Raw genomic sequence first — 19,566 nt, 5'->3', positions numbered from 1 at the left:
GTCCCGATAGATGACCGAGCCGGAACGCTACGAGTACGACGTCGTTGTCATCGGTGCGGGCGGTGCCGGGTTGCGGGCGGTCATCGAGGCCCGCGAGCGCGGCTACTCGGTGGCCGTGGTGTGCAAGTCGCTGTTCGGCAAGGCCCACACGGTCATGGCCGAAGGCGGATGTGCCGCCTCGATGGGCAACGCCAACTCGAAAGACAACTGGCAGACGCACTTCCAGGACACGATGCGGGGCGGCAAGTTCCTGAACAACTGGCGCATGGCCGAGTTGCACGCCAAGGAGGCCCCGGATCGCGTCTGGGAACTCGAAACCTATGGCGCCCTGTTCGATCGAACCGCGGACGGGCGGATTTCGCAGCGCAACTTCGGCGGCCACACCTATCCTCGACTCGCTCATGTCGGCGACCGCACCGGGCTGGAGCTCATCCGGACGATGCAACAGAAGATCGTCTCGCTGCAGCAGGAGGACTACGCCGCCACCGGTGACTACGAGTCGCGCATCAAGGTGTTCGCCGAATGCACGATCACCGAACTGCTGAAGGACGGCGACGCGATCGCCGGTGCGTTCGGGTATTGGCGCGAGTCCGGCCGCTTCATCGTGTTCGAGGCGCCCGCGGTGGTCGTCGCCACCGGCGGGATCGGCAAGTCGTTCAAGGTGACGTCGAATTCGTGGGAATACACCGGCGACGGGCACGCTTTGGCACTGCGAGCCGGCGCGAGCCTGATCAACATGGAGTTCGTCCAGTTCCATCCGACCGGGATGGTGTGGCCGCCCAGCGTCAAGGGCATCCTCGTGACCGAGGGCGTTCGCGGCGACGGTGGAGTTCTCAAGAACACCGAGGGCAAGCGCTTCATGTTCGATTACATCCCACCGGTCTTCAAAGGTCAGTACGCCGAGACCGAAGAGGAAGCCGACAAATGGCTGGCGGACAACGACAGCGCCCGGCGAACACCGGACCTGCTGCCGCGGGATGAGGTCGCGCGGGCGATCAACGAGGAGGTCAAGGCCGGACGCGGCACCGAGCACGGCGGCGTCTACCTCGACATCGCGTCCCGCATGCCCGCCGAGGAGATCATGCGCAGGCTGCCGTCGATGCACCACCAGTTCAAGGAACTCGCCGACGTCGACATCACCGCCGAACCGATGGAGGTGGGGCCGACCTGTCACTACGTGATGGGCGGGATCGAGGTGGATCCGGACACGGCCGCGTCACGGGTTCCGGGCCTGTTCGCGGCCGGCGAGTGTTCCGGCGGGATGCACGGTTCGAACCGGTTGGGCGGCAACTCGTTGTCGGACCTGCTGGTCTTCGGGCGTCGTGCCGGCCTCGGGGCGGCGGCGTACGTCGAATCGCTGGCGACCCGTCCCGCGGTCTCCGCCGAGGACATCGACCGGGCGGCGGCGTCCGTGCTGGCGCCCTTCGATTCGCCGGCCGAGGGCAAACCGGAGAACCCCTACACCCTGCACACCGACCTCCAGCAGGCCATGAACGATCTGGTCGGGATCATCCGGAAAGAGGACGAGATGCAGGAGGCGATCGGCGTGCTCGCGGACCTGCGAAAGCGCCTGGGCGGCATGCAGGTCGAGGGACATCGTCAGTTCAATCCGGGCTGGCATCTCGCAGTCGACCTACGCAACATGCTGCTGGTCTGCGAGTGCGTCGCGAAGGCCGCACTCATGCGCACCGAGAGCCGCGGTGGTCACACCCGCGACGACCATCCGTCCATGGACTCGAACTGGCGCAATGCGCTGCTGGTGTGCACCGCGGACCTCGACGGGGACGACGCCGCGGTGCCGGAGGTCAGCGTCGTGCGTACGGAACAGACGCCGATGCGGCCGGACCTCCTGGAGCTGTTCGAGTTCCCCGAGATCGAGAAGTACTACACGGCGGCCGAGATAGCCGGTCATCCCGGCGCCGGTGGCGAGCGAGCCGAGGGGCATTCGGAGGACTGACATGGGATACGACGCGAAGTTCCGGATCTGGCGCGGCGACACCGACGCCGGCGGTCTCGAGGACTACACGGTGACCGTCAACGAGGGCGAGGTGGTGCTGGACATCATCCACCGCCTACAGGCGACGCAGGCCCCGGATCTCGCGGTGCGCTGGAACTGCAAGGCGGGTAAGTGCGGATCGTGTTCGGCGGAGGTGAACGGGCGTCCCAAACTGCTGTGCATGACCAGGATGTCGACGTTCACCGAGGACGAGGTCGTGACGGTGACCCCGATGCGCACGTTCCCGGTGATCCGCGACCTGGTCACCGATGTCTCGTTCAACTACGCCAAAGCCCGTGAAGTGCAATCGTTCACACCGCCGCCTGGCCTGGCGCCGGGGGAGTACCGGATGAAGCAGGTCGACGTGCAGCGTTCGCAGGAGTTCCGCAAGTGCATCGAGTGCTTCCTGTGCCAGGACACCTGCCATGTCGTGCGCGATCACGAGGACAACAAACAGAACTTCTCCGGGCCGCGTTTCCTGATGCGCGTCGCCGAACTCGACATGCACCCCCTGGACGTGGCCGAACGCCGCGACTCGGCGCGCACCGAGCACGGACTGGGCCTCTGCAACATCACCAAGTGCTGTACCGACGTCTGTCCCGAGCAGATCAAGATCACCGACAACGCGTTGATCCCCATGAAGGAGCGAGTCGTCGACCGCACCTACGACCCGCTGGTGTGGTTGGGCAACAAGCTCTTCCGACGGTGACGGACACTGTCACGATCAGCCGGCGTACCCCAGGCGGCGCGAAACGGTGAGCGCACCCTCCATGAGGGCGGCGGCCATCTCGTCCTGACGCTCGTCCGACATGTCCGCGGAAAGTCCGCCGATACTCAACGCCGCGACCACATTTCCTTTTCGGTCGCGGATGCAGGCACCCAGGGCGGCGACACCGGGCGTCACGTCCCCGACGCTGATCGAGTAGCCCCGCCGGCGGGTCTCGTCGAGCCGGTCGCGCAGTTCCTCCTCGGTGATCTCGTCACCGGCCGGCGTGAACATCGGACCTGAGTCCAGCACCTGGGGTAGGGCGGTGTCCTCGAGTTCGGCCAGCATCGCGACGGGTGCCCCGCCCAGGTACAGCGGCAGCGACCGGCCGACGGTCAGGACCATCACCCGGATCGGCTGGCTGCTCTCGATCATGTCGAGGCACACGGCACGGGCACCATCCGGGACGAGGAGGTACACGTGCTCGTCGAACCGCGCCGCCAGTTCCGACATCACATGGCTGGCCTCGGTTCGTAGGTCGAAGCTGCCCAGGACCGCCGATGCGAGTTCGAAGACGCGGAGGGTGAGTCGGTAATCCGCGGATCGGGTTCGTTCGATCCAGCCAGCGACTTCCAGGGTGCTGAGGATTCGATACATCGTCGTTCGGCTGTACCCGCACTTCTTCATCAGATCCGCCAGCGACAGCTCGGCACGGTCACCTTTGAAGGCCTCGAGGACATCGACCGCCTTGATGATGGATGCGATGTGATTCTTCGGGTCGATCTCGGCCGACCGGTCGCGCTGTGTTGTCATGCTGATCTCCTCGCGAATGATTATGTGGGACTGATCAATTCGGTTCTAGTGGTGGCGGGTATCGCATCTGGGTTCCTGGTCGGAACGACTCTTCCGAGCCATGAGACACATGTGGACCATGATGTGATGGTTGACACAAATACTTAGCCGTGCAATCGTTCCGTATGGCGCACACGCTATCCGGATTCCGGACACCGAGTCAAGGCTCGGAGGTCCTTGTAAATGACACGAATTCTCCCGACGCTCTGGTGACCTTGGCCGCCGGCCAGCCGGCTCGTGTGGTGGTGCGGGGTTCAAACGGATCGGTCGAGACCCTAGCGAGTCCCGGCTGGGACCTGCTGGACTCCTTCGTGGAGCGGTTCGCGCCCGACGTGGCCGCCGACCTGACGACCCGGTTCGCCGAGACGGTGGCCGAGTGGGAGGCGACCCCGACCCGCGTCACCTACGCGGCTGTCGACGGCCGCGACGTCCTGGTCGGTCTGTCGTATCAGACCTCGCCCGAGGAGGTGCTCGGTGCAGTCTGGCGCGGCCTGTGTACATCGTTGGTTCGTATCCTGGCCGGTGCTGGTCGCGAACTGCAGATTCGGATCGAGTCGGACCATCCCGGGGCGCAGGTACTGGCCCACCGCCTACAAGCCTCCGGGGTGCGAGTGATCGAAGCTGCGGGGGAACAGGTTCGACACACGGCAACTGATCAGCTGCTCGAAGTTGACCGCCTCGCGCTCCGCGTGGCGGCTGTCGCCGCAGGGGTGTCCCGATGAGTCGCTCAGTCGTGATCGGTGTCGACAAGGGGACGAGTTCGCTGAAGTCGATTGCCGTCGACCTGGCCACGGGCGAGCTCGTCGCCGAATGCGGTGCGCGCACGCCCAGTTTCTACCCGACCGCCGGGCGTCACGAGGAGGACCCGGAGAAGACCTGGGCGACAGTGGCTTCCACGATCAGGGCCGTGGTCGGAGAACTCGAACCGTCGACCTCGATCGTGGCGATCGGCGTCACCGGGCACATGGGCGGTCTCTGGGCCCTGGGTGCCGACGGCGAACCCGTGGGCCGTGCGATCTGCTGGCCCGATGCCCGCGCCGCGGGCATCCTCGACGAAGCCGGTGACCGAGGGCATCTCGACGCGCTCTTCGCGATCAGCGGGAACGCGTTGATCCCGGGAACCCCATACCCGCTGCTGGCCTGGATGAAGCGCGCCGAACCGGACCGTTACCACGCCATCCGCCACTTCTTCATGGCCAAGGACTACGTGAACTATCGGCTCACCGGCGTGGTGGCCACCGAAGAGTCCGATCTCTCGTTCGCGCCCTGCGACTTCCGTGGCCGGCGCAAGTCCGAGGAGTTCTTCACCGCCTTCGGCATCGAAGAGATGTCGACCCGCTTGCCGACGGTCGGGGTCAGCGACGGGCTTCTCGGCACCGTGTCCCCCGAAGCGTCCGCCGAGACCGGTCTCCCGGTCGGGACACCGGTGTGTGCCGGCACCGGCGACGCGACGGCGAACATGATCGGAATCGGTGCGGCGCACGACGGTCAGGCCGTCACGACCATCGGCACAAGCCTGATGAACGGCACGTCCACCGATCACCCGCTGCTCGAACCGGCAGGAGTCGGGTTTGGCTTCCTCATGCCCGAGAACCGCTGGCAGCGCCAGATCACCAATTCCGGGGGCGGGACGCTGTGCCTGGACTGGGTGATCAACACGTTCTGTCCGGCCGAGGTCGATCGCATCACCCGCGGTGCGACGACCCTCGGGGACGTGGTGCGGGACTTCGCCCGTACCGCCGAACCGGGGTGCCGTGGACTGGTGTTCCACCCATACCTCAACACAGCCGGCGCCACGGCCCCGTTCCTGGATGTGAATGCGCGCGGCAGCTTCGTCGATCTGCGCGGCGACACCACACCCGCCGAACTGGTGCGGGCGGTCATGGAGGGCACCGCGTTGTCGGTGCGCGACTGTTATGCGGCGATGCCGGTGCAGATCAACGAAATCCGGCTGACCGGCGGCGGAGCTCGCAGCGTCGAGTGGAGCCAGATCATTGCCGACGTCCTGCAGAAAACGATCGTGGCTCCCGATGTCCCGGAGTCCGGCGCGCTCGGAGCGGCCATGCTCGCGGCCGTGGCCACCGGGCAGTACCCCGACCTCGACAGCGTGACCACCTGTCTGGTCCGGCCCGGACGAGTGCATGAGCCCGATCCGTCGACCGCTGCCCTGTACGACGACGCGTTCGCGGTCTATCGCGCCGTTCTCGAGCCGTTGCGCGAGGTGTGGGCCGCCACCGCCGACATCGACCAACTGTCCCCGGCCTGACCGGCCTTCACCCTTCTCGACCCCGAAACGGAGAACTCGTGCCCGTCATCAGAACCGTGCTCGGCGACATCGCCCCGGAGAATCTCGGAGTGACCCTGTGCCATGAGCACCTCTTCACGAACCCGCCCAAGTGGGCGCAGGACCAAGACCCCGACATGGTCCTCGATCGCGTCGACGCGGCCATCGCCGAGGTCGCGGACTTCGATGGGCTGGGCGGCGGCGCGCTCATCGAGATGACAACCGCCGATTACGGGCGCAATGCAACCGGACTGCTGGCGGTCGCCCAAGCCTCGAACGTGCACATCGTCAGCGCGAGTGGCTATCAGAAGGGGATCTACTATCCGGACTCGGTTGCCACGGAATCGATCGACGAGATCGCCGCGCGGTTCGTTGCCGATGTCACCGCCGGGATCGACAACACCTCGGCACCGGCCGGCGTGATCAAGTTCGGCACCTGCCGGACGGACGAGATCCGTGACGACGAGCGCAAGGTCCAGCAGGCAGTCGCCAGAGCGCATCTCATGACCGGTGCACCGATCTCCACGCACTGTCAGGCCGGCACGCTCGGCGACCTACAGGCGAACGGCTTCGCCGATCTGGGCGTGGATCCGGACCACGTCCTCATCGGGCACCTGGATCGAAACCTCGACTTCGGCTACCTACGCGAGGTCGCGCGGACCGGGGTCTGGCTGGGTTTCGATCACTGGACCAAGCCGAAATACCCATCGGACGAGCTACGGGTCGACTATGTGCGACGCCTTTTCGACGAGGGTTACACCAAGATCATGGTCTCCGGTGATCTCGGCCGACCCTCCTATCAGCCCCACCACGGAGGTGGGCCGGGAATCGCCGGTCTGCTCAAGCAGATTCGCGATCGCCTGCCCGCCGATATCGCGGAGCGGGTGTTCGTGGACAATCCGCGCGAGTTCTTCGCCTTCACCCCCCGGGAGGGGCAGGCATGAGTTCCCCGACGAGCACCGCAGAGACCGATTCCGCCCGCGCGGACACCGGTGTTCCCACTTCAACGAACGGGGTGCTGTTCGATCTCGACGGCACCCTCATCGACTCCAGGTTCGCGATCGTCGAGGCCTATCGGGCGACGTTCGAGAACGAGCTCGACCGGCCGCTGCCCGGGGAACTCGAGGACCCGAGCATACTGATGGCGCCACGACCGCCCGAGATCTTCGCCCGGTGGTCGGACGGGGATCCGGTCGATCTGGAACGTGCCTATGGGGCGCACTACATCTCGAGTGCGTATCAACGGGTGGCGGCCTACCCGGGACTGCGCGAGACACTGACCGCGCTCGCCGACCGCGACATCACCGTCGGCATCGTCACGAACAAGCGAATGAGTCGGGTGCAGAAGGATTTCGAGTACCTCGACATCGATATCGACCTCTTCGCAACCATCGTCACCGCCGACGACACCCGAGAACGCAAGCCACATCCAGCCCCCGTCCTGCTCGGACTGGAGCGGGCCGGGCTGGACCCGGCCCATACCTGGTACATCGGTGACGGCCCTCAGGACATACGTTCCGGGGCCGCCGCGGGCACCCGCACGATGGGTGCCGCCTACGGATATTACGGACACGACACACTCGCCGATCACGAACCCGACCATCTCCTCGACAGACTGGGCGACCTGCTGAAGCACCTCTAGTTCACCGCTCACGGTTCCGGCGCCATGAGGCGCTGAACCGTCCCTGAAACGCTGGATCGCAACACTTCTCGATTCAGTGACCTGTTGACACGCCCGCCGTCGGAACTGCGGGCGCTCCTGAACGGATTCCTCATGACCCAACTACTCCCTGCCCGGAATCGGGCATTCACCTCGGTCGCCGAGGTCGACGACCTGGTCGACACGGAGGACATCAAGACCCGCAGACACAAGTTGATGCTGGTGCTCGGACTCGCCGGCATTGCTTTCGAGGCCTATTTCCTCGCGGTACTCAGCTCCGGTACTGCGCCGATGAGTGAGCAGCTCAACCTCGACGCCAACGGCGTGGGGCTGGTCAGTGCGTACGGATACGTCGCGACCCTCATCGCAGCCGCGACCTGTGGTCTGCTCGCCGACCGCTACGGACGAGTGCGAATCATGGTGGTGGCCAAGATCGTCGCGGTCGTCGCTGCGCTGATGATGGCCGCGGCGCCGAGTTTCGCGATGCTGGTCCTCGCGCGCTGCATCGCCGGCGCCGCCTACGGCGTGGACCTGGGCGTCGCGATGGCCTACCTGTCGGAGAACCTGCCCAAGAAGCGGCAGTACCTGCTCAACTTCTGGCAGGCCCAGTGGTACATCTCGACCGTCGTCGCGTTGGCCATCGTCCTGGGCCTGTACCACCTCGAAGTCGGACTGAGCATCTGGCGCTGGGGACTCGTCACCGCCGCCGTGTTCGCCTTCGTCGTCGCCATCGCGCAGTTCGCGCTGATGCCGGACAGTCCGCGCTGGCTCGCCAAGAAGGGCAGACTCCCGGAGCTGACCAAGTCGTTGAAGGCGATGTACGGGATCGAGGCCACCTATCCCACCGGTCATCTCGACGCGGCCATCGAGGAGCCGAAGAAGGAGCGACGTTTCACCGAACTGTTCAGCACGCGATTCCGCGCACGAACGATCCTGGCGAACGTGGTCACCATGATGCAGGCGTTGCAGTACTACGCCGTCGCCTACTACCTGCCGGTCATCGCGCTCAGCCTGTTCGGTGAGAATTTCGGCGAGGCGACCTTCGGTTCCATCGTCTTCAACGTGTTCGGCATCGTCGGCGGAATCGCGTCGATCTGGGTGGCCTCCAAACTCGGTGCGAACGGCGCCGCGAAATACGGCTTCCTGGCAGTCGCCGCGATGATCCTGATCCTCGGCGTCTTCTTCGACTCGCTCCCCGTGCTCCTGGCGTTCATCGTCCCGGCGATGTTCATCTTCTTCCACTCGGCGGGCCCCGGTGTGTCAGGTCTGACCATGGCGGCGATGGCCTACCCGTCTGATCTGCGTGGTCGCGGCGGACAGCTGGCCACCATTTCGCAGAGCATCGGCGGAATCGTCGGCCTGTACGCGTTCCCGCGGATGTCGGAGTCGCTGGGGCTGTCGACCACCATCACCATCTTCGTCGCGGTGCCGCTGATCGGCGCGGCCATCTGCATGCTGATCCGCTGGGAGCCGTTCGACACCACGCACGACGCCAACGAGATCGCCGCGGCCGAGGGCGACATGACGGTACGGGAGGTGTACGGACGATGACCGGGGCACGTGTGACGATCCCCGGCTCGGTGGCGCTGATCACCGGTGGCGGACAGGGTCTGGGCCTCGCCATGGCGCGACGGTTGCGGGCCGACGGACACCAGGTGGTGATCGCCGACATCGACGCCGGACGTGCTGATCAGGCGGCCGCCGACGTCAGCGGGTCCGCGCTGGTCGTCGACGTCACCGACGACGAGTCCGTCCGCCGCGCGGTCGAGGCCGTGCGACAGCGGTTCGGACGGCTCGACGTCCTGATCAACAATGCGGGTATCATTTCGCGGACCCAGGCCGAGGCAATCGATTCCGGCCGGTGGCAGGCCGAACTCGACGTCCACCTCGGCGGCACCATGCGGTGCAGCCGGGAGGCCTTCGTCCTCCTCCGCGAGGCGCCCAACGCGTCGATCATCAATCTCGCCTCGGTGGGTTCGACATTCGGTCTACCCGGACGATTGGCGTACACCGCCGCGAAGTCCGGCGTCCTGGGTGTCACACGCACACTCGCGGCCGAATGGGGACCGCACGGGATCCGGGTCAACGCGGTGGCCCCCGGATACATCGACACCGGGATGATGCGGACGGGTCTCGACACCGGAACACTCGATGAGAAGCGACTGATAGATCGAACACCGATGCGCCGGTTCGGTTCTCCCGACGAGGTGGCTGCAGCCACCTCCTTCCTCGCGTCGACGGACGCGTCGTTCGTCACCGGCACCGTGCTCCGGGTCGACGGCGGGATCACCATCGACGGCACATTCCACTCGGCCGACGCCGAGATGACCAGAGAGGGCACCTGACACATGCTCGTAGACAACGACATCGATCGCCCGTCGACCGCGCAACTGGCCGACACCGCGTTCCGGCTGAGGTCGGCGATGATGCGAATGGCAGCGGACAAAGGCGAGGGATACATCGCTCAGGGGCTCGGGATCGCCGACCTGCTCGCGGTCATCTACTTCCGGCAGTTGCGTTTCGACGCCACTGATCCGGACTCGCCCTCCCGGGACCGGTTCCTGATGTCCACCGGGCACTACTCGATCGCGCTCTATGCGGTGCTCGCCGAACTGGGCATCCTGACCGAGGAGCAGATCGCGGACTACGGACTCAACGGCAGCGAACTGCCGATGAGTACTTTCGACGAGACGCCCGGAGTCGAGATCGCCGGTGGCTCACTGGGACACGGTCTCGGGCAGGGTGTCGGGATGGCGCTCGGGCTCCGCCTCGACGGTGGGGATCAGAAGATCATCGTGGAACTCTCCGATGGTGAGCTGCAGGAGGGGTCGACCTGGGAGTCGGCGATGTCGGCCGCCAGTTTCGGTCTCGGCTCCCTCACCGCCGTGGTGGACTGCAACGGAATCCAGGCCGACGGTCCGATCGTGCTCGACATGGAACCGATCGCGGCCAAATGGGCCGCCTTCGGGTGGGCGGTCGAGGAGGTCGACGGCAACGACATCGAGGCTCTCGTCCGGGCGTTCGATGCGCTGGCAGCCGCGCCGGCAGACGTCCCGCGCGTGCTGATCGCCCGGACGACTCCCGGGACCGGCGTGCCCACGCTGGTCGCCCGGGAACGGGCACATTTCGTCCGCGTCCACGACACCGAGTGGACCGGACTCATCGCCGAACTGGAGGAGAATCGTGGCTGAGCTCAAAAACCGTGCCGGCGGCATGGGCGAGATCGCCGACGTCGAGGGACCCTACGAGCGGGCGCCTTTCGGTACCGAACTCGCCGAACTCGGTGCCCGCGACGAGCGGATCGTCGGACTGAGTGCCGACATGTCGAAGTATTCCGACATCATCCCGTTCCGGGATCGCTTCCCGGAGCGCTACTTCAACGCCGGCATGGCCGAGCAGAACGCGGTGATGATGGCCGCGGGATTGGCGAAGGTCGGCAAGATCGCTTTCTGCGCGACCTACGCAGCATTCCTCACCCGCCGGGCCCTCGACTTCATCGCCGTGTCATGCGCACACAGCAAGGCCGACGTGAAGATCGTCGCCGGTTCGCCGGGGCTCGTAAATCCCTATGGCGCAACACACCAGTCCCTCGAGGACCTGGTCGTGATGCGGTCCATCCCTGATCTGACGGTCATCGATCCGTGCGATGCGGTGGAACTCCGTCACGTCATCCGCGCTGCCGCGGCCACGCCGGGTACCTTCTACATCCGCAACCTGCGCGGCAAGGTGCCCGTCGTGTTCGACGAGGACGACTTCGAGTTCGAGATCGGCCGCGCACGGATGCTGCGTCCGGGTCGAGACGTCGCCGTCATCGGGACGGGGTTCATGACGGCTCGCGCGCTGAGAGCGGCCGAGTCCGCGGAGGCGGCCGGGGTATCGGCGGCAGTGCTGCACGTTCCGACGATCAAGCCACTGGACACCGAGGCCATCGCCGCAGTCGCCGCAGACGTCGGTCGGGTGATCGTGGTCGAGAACGGCTTGCGCTCGGGCGGTCTGGGCAGCGCGGTCGTCGAGACACTGGCCGACCGGGGGATCTCGGTGCCGGTGACCAGGATCGGGCTGGGAGATCGCTTCCACCCCTGCGGTTCCCAGGGTTACAACGAGGCCCTGTTCGGTCTCGACGAGACGGCGATCACGCACGCGGTGATCACCGGGAACTGGCCGCACGCATGAGCGCTCTGCTGGACGGGATCGGTGTCGCCCGCACCGCCCGTCGGTTCGCGGCACCGCAACAGTATCTGCAGGGCCCAGGGGTTCTCGACGACGTCGGTGGGGTGGTGGCCGAGATCGGGGGAGCGCCGATCGTCGTCATCGACGCCGACATCTCGGGACTGTTCGGTGCGCGTATCGAGGCGTCGCTCGCCGCTGCCGAACTACGGGCCCAGGTGATCCCGGTGGCCGGACCGGTGACGCGCGGCGTCATCGCCGACACCCTGACGCGTGTGTCAGCCGGGCAGGGCGACGTGGTGGTCGGCATCGGGGGAGGCAAGGCGCTCGACATCGCCAAGGGCGTGGCCGAGACCGTCGGACGGCCGATGGTCTCGGTCCCCACGGTCGCGTCGAATGACGGCCCCACCGCCAGTGTGTTCGCGCTCTACGACGAGTTCGGACGGCTGTCGGAACTCGGTCGTCTGCCCGCGAATCCGGCTGCGGTCGTCGTTGACACCGAGGTGATCGCGAAGGCACCGATCCGATTTCTGGTATCGGGCATCGGGGACGCGCTCGCGAAGAAGTACGAGGCCCGCTCGTGTGCGCGAGGGCGCGGTGTCACCACGCAGGGCACCCGTCCGCTGATCATCGGCGAGGTGGTCGCCGATGGATGTTCTCAAATCCTGTTGCGCGACGGGGAGGCTGCAGTGCGCGATGCGCTCGCGCACCAGGTCACCCCCGAGCTCGAGGCGGTCGTCGAGGCGGTGATCCTGTTGTCGGGCATCGGTTACGAGAACGGCGGCCTGTCGATCGCGCACTGTATGACGCGAGGATTGCAGGTCGGTCGTGGGTCGTCGGCGCACCTGCACGGCTACCACGTCGCCTACGGGTTGCTCGTCCATCTGGCGCTCGAGGACGATCCCGAGGTCGACCACGACGAGATCCGCAGCTTCCTCCGTGCCCTCGGTCTCCCGACCTCGCTGGCCGATCTGGACATGGGCGAACCGTCGAACGCCGAGATCGAGGCTCTGGCTGTCGCCGCGGCGTCGGCGCCGCACGTCGCGAACACCTGGGTCGACGCATCGGTCCCCAGTATCATCGCGGCCATCGAACAGGTGGAGAAAGAGGCGGCGATCGATGGTGACTGACCACGGCCCGGACCCGGACATCGACAGCGCCCGGAGTCCGGTGCCGCCCGCGGCCGAGTTCGCCTTCTCCGCACTCAGTCCGGCCACGTTCCTGGATCGAGCCGCTGCGGCATTCGCCGGACGAATCGCGGTGATCGACGGGTCACGTTCCTTCACCTACACCGAGTTCCACGATCGGGTGCAGCGGTTGACCGCGGTGATCGAACAGCTCGGTGTCGGTCCCGGTGACCGTGTTGCCGCGTTGTGTGCGAACTCGCACGTGATGCTCGAACTGCACAGTGCTGCGCCCGCTCACGGATCCGTACTGGTGCCGTTGAACGTCCGGCTCTCCGAACCGGAGCTGATCTACATCCTGGAACACAGTGGCGCGTCGGTTCTCGTCTCGACGGTCGAGTTCGCTGATCGCGCACGAGCGGTCGGCGAAGCAGTCGGAATTCGGGTGGTGATCGGTGGTTCGGCCGACGGCTCGGACGAGTACGAGCGTCTGCTCGCAGACGCGGGCGCCCCGATTCGTCGGGACACCGGCGAACGGGGTCTGCTCGCGATCAACTACACCTCCGGGACGACGGGACGCCCGAAAGGCGTGATGTACCACCATCGGGGGGCGTATCTGCAGTCGGTGGCGATGGCCTACCACTCCGGGCTAGGTCCGGGGTCGAAGTATCTCTGGACACTCCCCATGTTCCACTGCGACGGTTGGTGTTTCACGTGGGCGGTCATCGCCGCGGGCGGCACGAGCGTCTGCCTGCGCAGCATCGACACCGGACTCATCTGGCGTCACCTCGTCGACGACGACGTGACTCATTTCAGCGCGGCACCCACGGTCCTCACCATGATCGCCGAAGACCCGTCGGCGGCTCGGCTCGATCGAGTCGTCCAGGCCGCGACGGGAGGTGCACCACCATCGCCTGCTCTCCTCGCCCGGATGGCCGGGTTGGGCATCGAGATCACCCACCTCTACGGGATGACCGAGACGTTCGGCCCGATCGTCGTGAACCAGTGGCAGCCGGAGTGGGATGACGCCACGGACGAGGTGCGCGCCGTACGCAAGGCGCGACAGGGAATCGGAAACATCGTGGCAGGGCGTGTCCGAGTCGTGTCCGACGAAGGAGGCGATGTCGCGGCCGATGGCGAGACCATCGGCGAGTTGGTGGTGCGCGGCAACAACGTCATGCTCGGCTACTACCGCGATCCCGAGGCCACTGCCGCGGCAACCCTGGACGGTTGGCTGCGGACCGGTGATCTCGCGGTGATGCATCCGGACGGGTACGTCGAGATCCGGGACCGCAGCAAGGACGTCATCATCTCCGGTGGCGAGAACATCGCGTCAGTCGAGGTGGAGCGGGTGCTCGACAGCCATCCCGACGTCGTCGAATCGGCGGTCGTCGGCCGTCCGGATGAACGATGGGGCGAGGTGCCGATCGCCTATGTCAGCGTGCGCGCCGGAGCGAGCCTGACCGCTGAGGGTCTCGTCGAGTTCGCGCGCAAGACGCTCGCCCGGTTCAAGGTGCCGAAAGAAATCGTGTTCGCGGAACTGCCGAAGACGTCGACGGGCAAGATCCAGAAGAACGTGCTCCGCGGTGGTGGGGCGTCCAGCTGACACAAAGCGTTCCGGTCATCCCAACGTAACGTTGCCAACAAGCACTGTTACGCTCGCCATTGATACTGTCAATCGTGGATAGGTACTCGCACCATGGCCGAACGGTCCTCTTGGGAAAACGACGATCTCAGCGCCCTGCGCGATCTGGCTCGCAGCTTCTGCGAGAAGGAGATCAAGCCGAACGCCGATAAGTTCATCGAGCAGCACCACGTCGACCGCGACCTGTGGAACAAGGCCGGCGAGCTGGGTCTTCTCTGCATGTCGATCCCGGAGGAGTACGGGGGCGGGGGCGGCAACTTTGCGCACGAGGCCGTCTTGATCGAGGAGCAGGCGCGCGTCGCCGACAGCTCGTGGGGCGTCAGCCTGCACAACGGCATCGTTGCGCATTACATCCTGGAGTACGGCTCCGAGGAGCAGAAGACCACGTGGCTGCCCAAGATGGCCAGCGGCGAGGCCGTCGGCGCCATCGCGATGACCGAGCCCGGTACGGGATCGGACCTGCAGAGCGTCAAGACCAAGGCGATCAAGCAGGGTGACGAGTACGTCATCGACGGCTCGAAGACGTTCATCACCAACGGAAGTCAGGCCGACATCATCATCGTCGTCGCCAAGACCGACGTGTCCGAGGGCGCCAAGGGCATCTCGCTCATCCTCGTCGAGGCGGACCGCGAGGGCTTCCGTCGTGGCCGGGTGCTCGACAAGGTCGGCCAGCGCGGGCAGGACACCTCGGAGCTGTCCTTCGACGGTGTGCGCGTTCCCACCTCGAATCTGCTCGGCACCGAGGAGGGGCAGGGCTTCATCCAGCTGATGCAGCAGCTCCCGCAGGAACGTCTGATCATCGCCGTGGCGTCGGTGGCGGGAATGGAGAAGGCAGTTTCGGAGACCATCGCCTACACCAAGGACCGCACGGCCTTCGGCCGGCCGATCTTCAGCTTCCAGAACACCAAGTTCAAACTCGCGGAGGCGGCCACCGAGACCCGGATCGGCCGGGTCTTCATCGACGACTGCATCACCAAGCACATCAAGGGCGAACTCGACATCCCCACCGTGGCGATGGCCAAGTGGTGGACCAGCGACCGCGCCATGGTGGTCGCCGACGAATGCCTCCAGCTGTTCGGCGGCTACGGCTACATGAACGAATACCCGATCGCTCGCCTGTGGGCCGACAATCGTGTGCAGAAGATCTACGCCGGCACCAACGAGATCATGAAGGAGATCATCGCGCGGACACTGTGACGATGTGACGACTCCCGTCTGGGCGACGGCCCCGGTGACCCGCTCACCGGGGCCGTCGCCGTCCCGGTGGTCCCCGGAGTGATCAAGTCGATGATTCATTAGCGGGCTGAACGGCTATACGGGGAGCCGGGGGTACGGCCGAAGCGTTTCCAGAGGGGAGCCAGAACTGACGATGTCACAGCGACCATCGCGTCTCTCGACCACTTCAGAGCAACCGTGACTCCGCATGACGACGTGCCGGTCGACGGTCGAACCAGGCACTACGGCGACTTCTACGGCGTCACCGAACCCCCGCTGGCCGACGACAGGCAGCTACTGCTGGTCTGGGGAAACTGCCAGGCCGAAGCGTTGCGGATCGTGCTGGCGAGTTCCCCGGGCCTTCGGTTTCGTACCGTCCGCGTCCCACCGGTCCACGAACTCGAGTCCTCCGACGTCGACCACGTCGAACGCCTCGTCCGTCGAGCCGCGGTGATCGTCTCCCAGCCGGTGCGCGCCGGTTACCGGGGACTCCCGATCGGTGGACCGGACCTGGTCGACCTGGCACCGTCCGCGAGGTTCATCGTGTGGCCGGTCATCCGATATGGCGGGTTGTATCCGTTCCAGGTCATCGCGCGACATCCCGCGCAGCCGTCCGCGGTACCCGCTGCTGTGCCGTATCACGATCTGCGAACGGTCCTGGCCGTGCGGGACGGACATAGATCTTTCGACGAATGGGATGTCCACGTCACGGGCGAACACCTCCGAGAAGCGGAGCGCTGGAGTGTGGAACAGCTCGCGATGCGCGAACGCCGCCAGTGCGACATCGCGATCTCCGACATCCTGCTCGACGCCGGGGCGGACGCCGCCCACACGATCAACCATCCCGGCAACCGGGTGCTGCTGACGCTCGGTCGTCGAATCCTCGATGCACTCGGGGCGTCGGCGCCGATCCCACCGACGCGGGAGTTGCTCGGCAACATTCGCGCGCCCCTGGAACAACGCGTGATCGATGCGCTCGGTATCGACGCATCCGCGCGGATCGCCTGGGACGTCGACGGTGCGGTGATGACCGAGGAGGTCGTCCACCGCAGTCAGATGCAGTGGTACGCAGACCATCCCGAGTTCATCGATGCCGTGCTGGACCGCTACGTCGAGCTCGTCGACATCCTGGGGTTGGCATGACGAGGCCCCTGGGACACCTCCTCGTCGGGCCCCGGTCGCACGGTGTGGTGCGGTATGCGCAGTCGGTGTACGACGCGGTGACCGCCGAGGGCGGCCATCATCGGTTGGCGCACATGCGCACACCCTGCGCCGGCCTGCCGGCGGGACTGGCCGACTGCGCGCTCGTGCACCTGCATGTGACAGATCGTCTGTTCGGGCGCACGCCCCTGCAGGCGCGCGACAATCTGCTCGCGATGATCGCGGGTCTGCGCCGACCGGTCTCGGTGACGCTGCACGACCTGCCCCAGCCATCGGACGGGCGGTCGATGCAGGCACGCATCGAGTTCTTCCGGTCGGTAGCCCGATCGGCGACCGGCGTGATCGTGTCGAGCCGTCACGAGGCGTCGTTGTTCTCCGAATTCGTCGACCCGACGATCGATGTCGAGGTCGTTCCGCTGATGATCGACTCCCGACGGGTCGACAAGCCCTTGGCGACAGCGGAATCGACGGTCGGCGTGCTCGGCTACCTGTATCCCGGGAAGGGACATCTCGAGACCCTCCGGGCGATGTCCGGTCTCGATCCGTCAATCGGCTTCGTCGCACTCGGCACCCCGTCTCCCGGACACGAGGATCTGGCCGACGACCTGGCCAAGCTGGCGGCGGACATGGGTAGGCGGTGTGAGATCACCGGCTACCTGACCGACGACGAACTCCGGCGGGCGTCGGCCGAGGTCACGGTCCCCGTCGCCTATCACCGGCACATGTCGGCATCCGGCTCGATCAACTCCTGGATCTCCGCCGGGCGCAGGCCACTGGTCCCGCGCACCACCTACACCGAGGAACTCGCCGCGCGGTCCCCGGGCGTGCTGACGATGCACGCGAACGATGACGATGCGCTGCAGGCCGCCATCGAGCATGCGTTCGCGCATCCTGCGGGCACCTGGATCGATCCGTCCGTGGTTCCGTCGCCCACGGCCGTCGATGTCGGGCTGGAGCACGAGCGGCTGCTGCGGCGGTGGAGTGCGTGACGGTCGTCGGGCTCGGTGATGGTCGGACCGTCGTGCCCGACAACCGGTGGGACCTGATCGGCGATGCCGCGCCGACGCCGCTGGTGAGTGTCGTCATCCCGTACTACAACCAACCTCGTCAACTGGCGCTGGTCCTGGAGGCGTTGACGGCCCAGACCTACCCGGCTGATCGCCTGGAGGTGGTCGTGGCCGACGACGGTTCGTCCTGTTCGCCGGACGTCACCGCGTGGACGTCCCGGTTGACGATCACGGTGGTGTCGCAGGAGGACAAGGGCTTTCGGGCGGCGGCCGCCCGCAACCTGGGGGTCGCCGCATCCAACGGCGCGATCCTGTGTTTCCTCGACGCGGACACGATTCCGACAGCCGGGTACATCCGCCACGCGGTCCGGTTGCCGGCCGCGGCACCCGACGCGCTCGTCGTCGGTCGGCGCAAACATGCTGATCTCGGCGAGGTCAGCCCGGATGGGATGCACGAATGGTTGTGCGCACAGGGGCATCTCGAACGCTCGCATGAGTGCGAACCCGGGTGGCTGGTCGACGCGTACGATCGCACGGCCGATCTCCTGGCCCCTGGCTGGGATGGTTACAAGTACATGATCAGCGCGGTGATGACCTGCAGCCGTGAGCTGTTCGACGACATCGGTGGGTTCGATCCGTCGTTCGTCCGGTACGGGGGAGAGGACTGGGAGTTCGCGAACCGGGCGTTTATGATGGGAGCGGTGTTCGCGCATCAACCCGAAGCGGTCGCGTGGCACGACGGTCCCGACTGGGCCGAGCGTCCGGTTTCAGAACGAATCTCGGAGAAGAACGCCGAAGCCCTGGCGCTCGCGCCGCTCGTCACCGATCCGGCGGCCCGGACAGTCGGACTCCTGTATTCGATCCCCGACGTCGTCGTGGTGATGTCGGCCGAGGGACACACCGCGGCGTCGCTGATGCGAACGGTCGGCAGCGTACTGCGTGGGGCGGACGGTCGCAGCGTGGATGCGGCCATCTGGCTCGTCGGCGCACGTGCCGACACTCTGCTCGCCGAGCTGGGCGTGCACGATTCGCGAATCCGGACCGGTAGCCCGGACGCGTCGACGCTGTCGCGGTGCAGATTCGTCCTCGAGATCACCGGGTCCGTGGTCTTCTCGGGCGACTCGCTCGCACGGCTCACCGTCGAGGTCGCGCCGGGGGAGTGTGGCCAGGTGACGGTGGATTTCGGCGGAACGCCGTCGGCGTCGGTGACGATCGCGTCGTCGCGCGCACGCCACCGCGTCCGGCGCTGGGAGGCGCACACCGACCTGGCGGCCGACGAGCTTCTCGACCGGCTGTTCGGGGTTCGGACGGTGGACCACGGCGATGTCGGGATCGTCGTCGGCGACACTGAACCAGTGTTGTCCTGGTGAGTGGCGAGTAGGACCTGGTCCGTGAGCGCGACATGCTCTGGTGTGACTGGGGCCCCGGTCGAACTCGAACTGACACTGGACGGGTTGTGAACCCGTTCCGCTGGTTTCGCCACCGCGTGGATTCTGCGCTGGCCACAATGCCGACTTCCACTGGTAAGGGCGTGAGGACACGTAGGTCTCGCGGGCACGGGCGGAGACGGCTGAGCCGCTTCCGGTCACGCCTGGTCGGTCAGGCACGTCTGTAGTGTGCGCAATCCGTCCGGGAGCAAAGCAAGACACGCTTCTCGTACTTCGTTGTAGTCGGCTTTGCGCGTTCTGCTCGGAGCCCAACCGCGAATAGGGGTCCAGGGTCGGCCCGTTGGTGACTTTCGCCTCCGGA

Annotated in this window: 17 protein-coding genes; 16 read left to right on the top strand and 1 reads right to left on the bottom strand. The window is 66.2% G+C overall.

The window, feature by feature from the left end; genetic code table 11:
• Positions 1-10 precede the first annotated feature (10 nt).
• The gene (locus Q9R39_RS00085; protein ID WP_078113199.1) at positions 11-1,957 is read left to right on the top strand and encodes a fumarate reductase/succinate dehydrogenase flavoprotein subunit; all 1,947 of its coding nucleotides are present in this window, start codon (positions 11-13) and stop codon (positions 1,955-1,957) included.
• Between the two features lies 1 nt (position 1,958).
• Positions 1,959-2,705 (top strand): succinate dehydrogenase/fumarate reductase iron-sulfur subunit, encoded by a 747-nt coding sequence (locus Q9R39_RS00080; RefSeq protein ID WP_065632377.1) that lies wholly within the window; start codon positions 1,959-1,961, stop codon positions 2,703-2,705.
• Positions 2,706-2,720: 15 nt separating this feature from the next.
• Here the strand turns inward: Q9R39_RS00080 and Q9R39_RS00075 are convergent, their stop codons facing one another.
• On the bottom strand, positions 2,721-3,515 hold the full coding sequence (locus tag Q9R39_RS00075) for an IclR family transcriptional regulator (RefSeq protein ID WP_078113198.1): 795 nt from the start codon (positions 3,513-3,515) through the stop codon (positions 2,721-2,723).
• Positions 3,516-3,763: 248 nt separating this feature from the next.
• On the opposite strand from Q9R39_RS00075, the gene Q9R39_RS00070 reads away from it, so the two are divergent.
• The 14 genes from Q9R39_RS00070 (at position 3,764) to Q9R39_RS00005 (ending at position 19,187) form a co-directional block, all read left to right on the top strand.
• Positions 3,764-4,276: a hypothetical protein gene (locus tag Q9R39_RS00070; RefSeq protein WP_078113197.1), complete on the top strand. Its 513-nt coding sequence runs from the start codon at positions 3,764-3,766 to the stop codon at positions 4,274-4,276.
• Positions 4,273-5,820, top strand: coding sequence for an FGGY-family carbohydrate kinase (locus tag Q9R39_RS00065; RefSeq protein ID WP_078113196.1), 1,548 nt, complete (start codon positions 4,273-4,275; stop codon positions 5,818-5,820). The genes Q9R39_RS00070 and Q9R39_RS00065 overlap by 4 nt, the downstream gene beginning before the upstream one ends.
• Before the next feature lie 38 nt (positions 5,821-5,858).
• Entirely contained in the window at positions 5,859-6,782 is a 924-nt protein-coding gene (locus Q9R39_RS00060) for a phosphotriesterase (protein ID WP_078113195.1), read from the top strand.
• The gene (locus tag Q9R39_RS00055; protein WP_078113194.1) at positions 6,779-7,480 is read left to right on the top strand and encodes an HAD family hydrolase; all 702 of its coding nucleotides are present in this window, start codon (positions 6,779-6,781) and stop codon (positions 7,478-7,480) included. The genes Q9R39_RS00060 and Q9R39_RS00055 overlap by 4 nt, the downstream gene beginning before the upstream one ends.
• Before the next feature lie 132 nt (positions 7,481-7,612).
• Positions 7,613-9,049, top strand: coding sequence for an MFS transporter (locus tag Q9R39_RS00050; protein ID WP_058251871.1), 1,437 nt, complete (start codon positions 7,613-7,615; stop codon positions 9,047-9,049).
• Positions 9,046-9,843, top strand: a complete 798-nt coding sequence (locus Q9R39_RS00045) for an SDR family NAD(P)-dependent oxidoreductase (protein ID WP_058251820.1) — start codon at positions 9,046-9,048, stop codon at positions 9,841-9,843. The genes Q9R39_RS00050 and Q9R39_RS00045 overlap by 4 nt, the downstream gene beginning before the upstream one ends.
• Positions 9,844-9,846: 3 nt before the next feature.
• Positions 9,847-10,689 (top strand): transketolase, encoded by an 843-nt coding sequence (locus Q9R39_RS00040; protein ID WP_078113193.1) that lies wholly within the window; start codon positions 9,847-9,849, stop codon positions 10,687-10,689.
• The gene (locus Q9R39_RS00035) at positions 10,682-11,671 is read left to right on the top strand and encodes a transketolase family protein (protein WP_058251822.1); all 990 of its coding nucleotides are present in this window, start codon (positions 10,682-10,684) and stop codon (positions 11,669-11,671) included. Before Q9R39_RS00040 ends, Q9R39_RS00035 begins: the two co-directional genes overlap by 8 nt.
• Entirely contained in the window at positions 11,668-12,795 is a 1,128-nt protein-coding gene (locus Q9R39_RS00030) for a glycerol dehydrogenase (protein ID WP_058251823.1), read from the top strand. Before Q9R39_RS00035 ends, Q9R39_RS00030 begins: the two co-directional genes overlap by 4 nt.
• Positions 12,785-14,395, top strand: coding sequence for an AMP-binding protein (locus Q9R39_RS00025; protein ID WP_091344346.1), 1,611 nt, complete (start codon positions 12,785-12,787; stop codon positions 14,393-14,395). Before Q9R39_RS00030 ends, Q9R39_RS00025 begins: the two co-directional genes overlap by 11 nt.
• Before the next feature lie 93 nt (positions 14,396-14,488).
• Positions 14,489-15,631, top strand: a complete 1,143-nt coding sequence (locus Q9R39_RS00020; protein ID WP_058251824.1) for an acyl-CoA dehydrogenase family protein — start codon at positions 14,489-14,491, stop codon at positions 15,629-15,631.
• A 216-nt stretch (positions 15,632-15,847) separates the two neighbouring features.
• On the top strand, positions 15,848-16,792 hold the full coding sequence (locus tag Q9R39_RS00015) for a WcbI family polysaccharide biosynthesis putative acetyltransferase (RefSeq protein ID WP_058251825.1): 945 nt from the start codon (positions 15,848-15,850) through the stop codon (positions 16,790-16,792).
• Positions 16,789-17,799: a hypothetical protein gene (locus tag Q9R39_RS00010; protein WP_078113190.1), complete on the top strand. Its 1,011-nt coding sequence runs from the start codon at positions 16,789-16,791 to the stop codon at positions 17,797-17,799. Before Q9R39_RS00015 ends, Q9R39_RS00010 begins: the two co-directional genes overlap by 4 nt.
• A complete protein-coding gene (locus Q9R39_RS00005; RefSeq protein WP_058251873.1) occupies positions 17,796-19,187 on the top strand; it encodes a glycosyltransferase family 2 protein in 1,392 nt (463 codons plus the stop codon). Before Q9R39_RS00010 ends, Q9R39_RS00005 begins: the two co-directional genes overlap by 4 nt.
• The last annotated feature ends 379 nt before the right edge of the window (positions 19,188-19,566 follow it).

Source organism: Gordonia sp. AC31 (assembly GCF_031844505.1).
GTDB lineage: Bacteria > Actinomycetota > Actinomycetes > Mycobacteriales > Mycobacteriaceae > Gordonia > Gordonia hongkongensis.
Note: the sequence above shows the minus strand (reverse complement) of the source record. Positions and strands in the feature narration are given on the sequence as shown.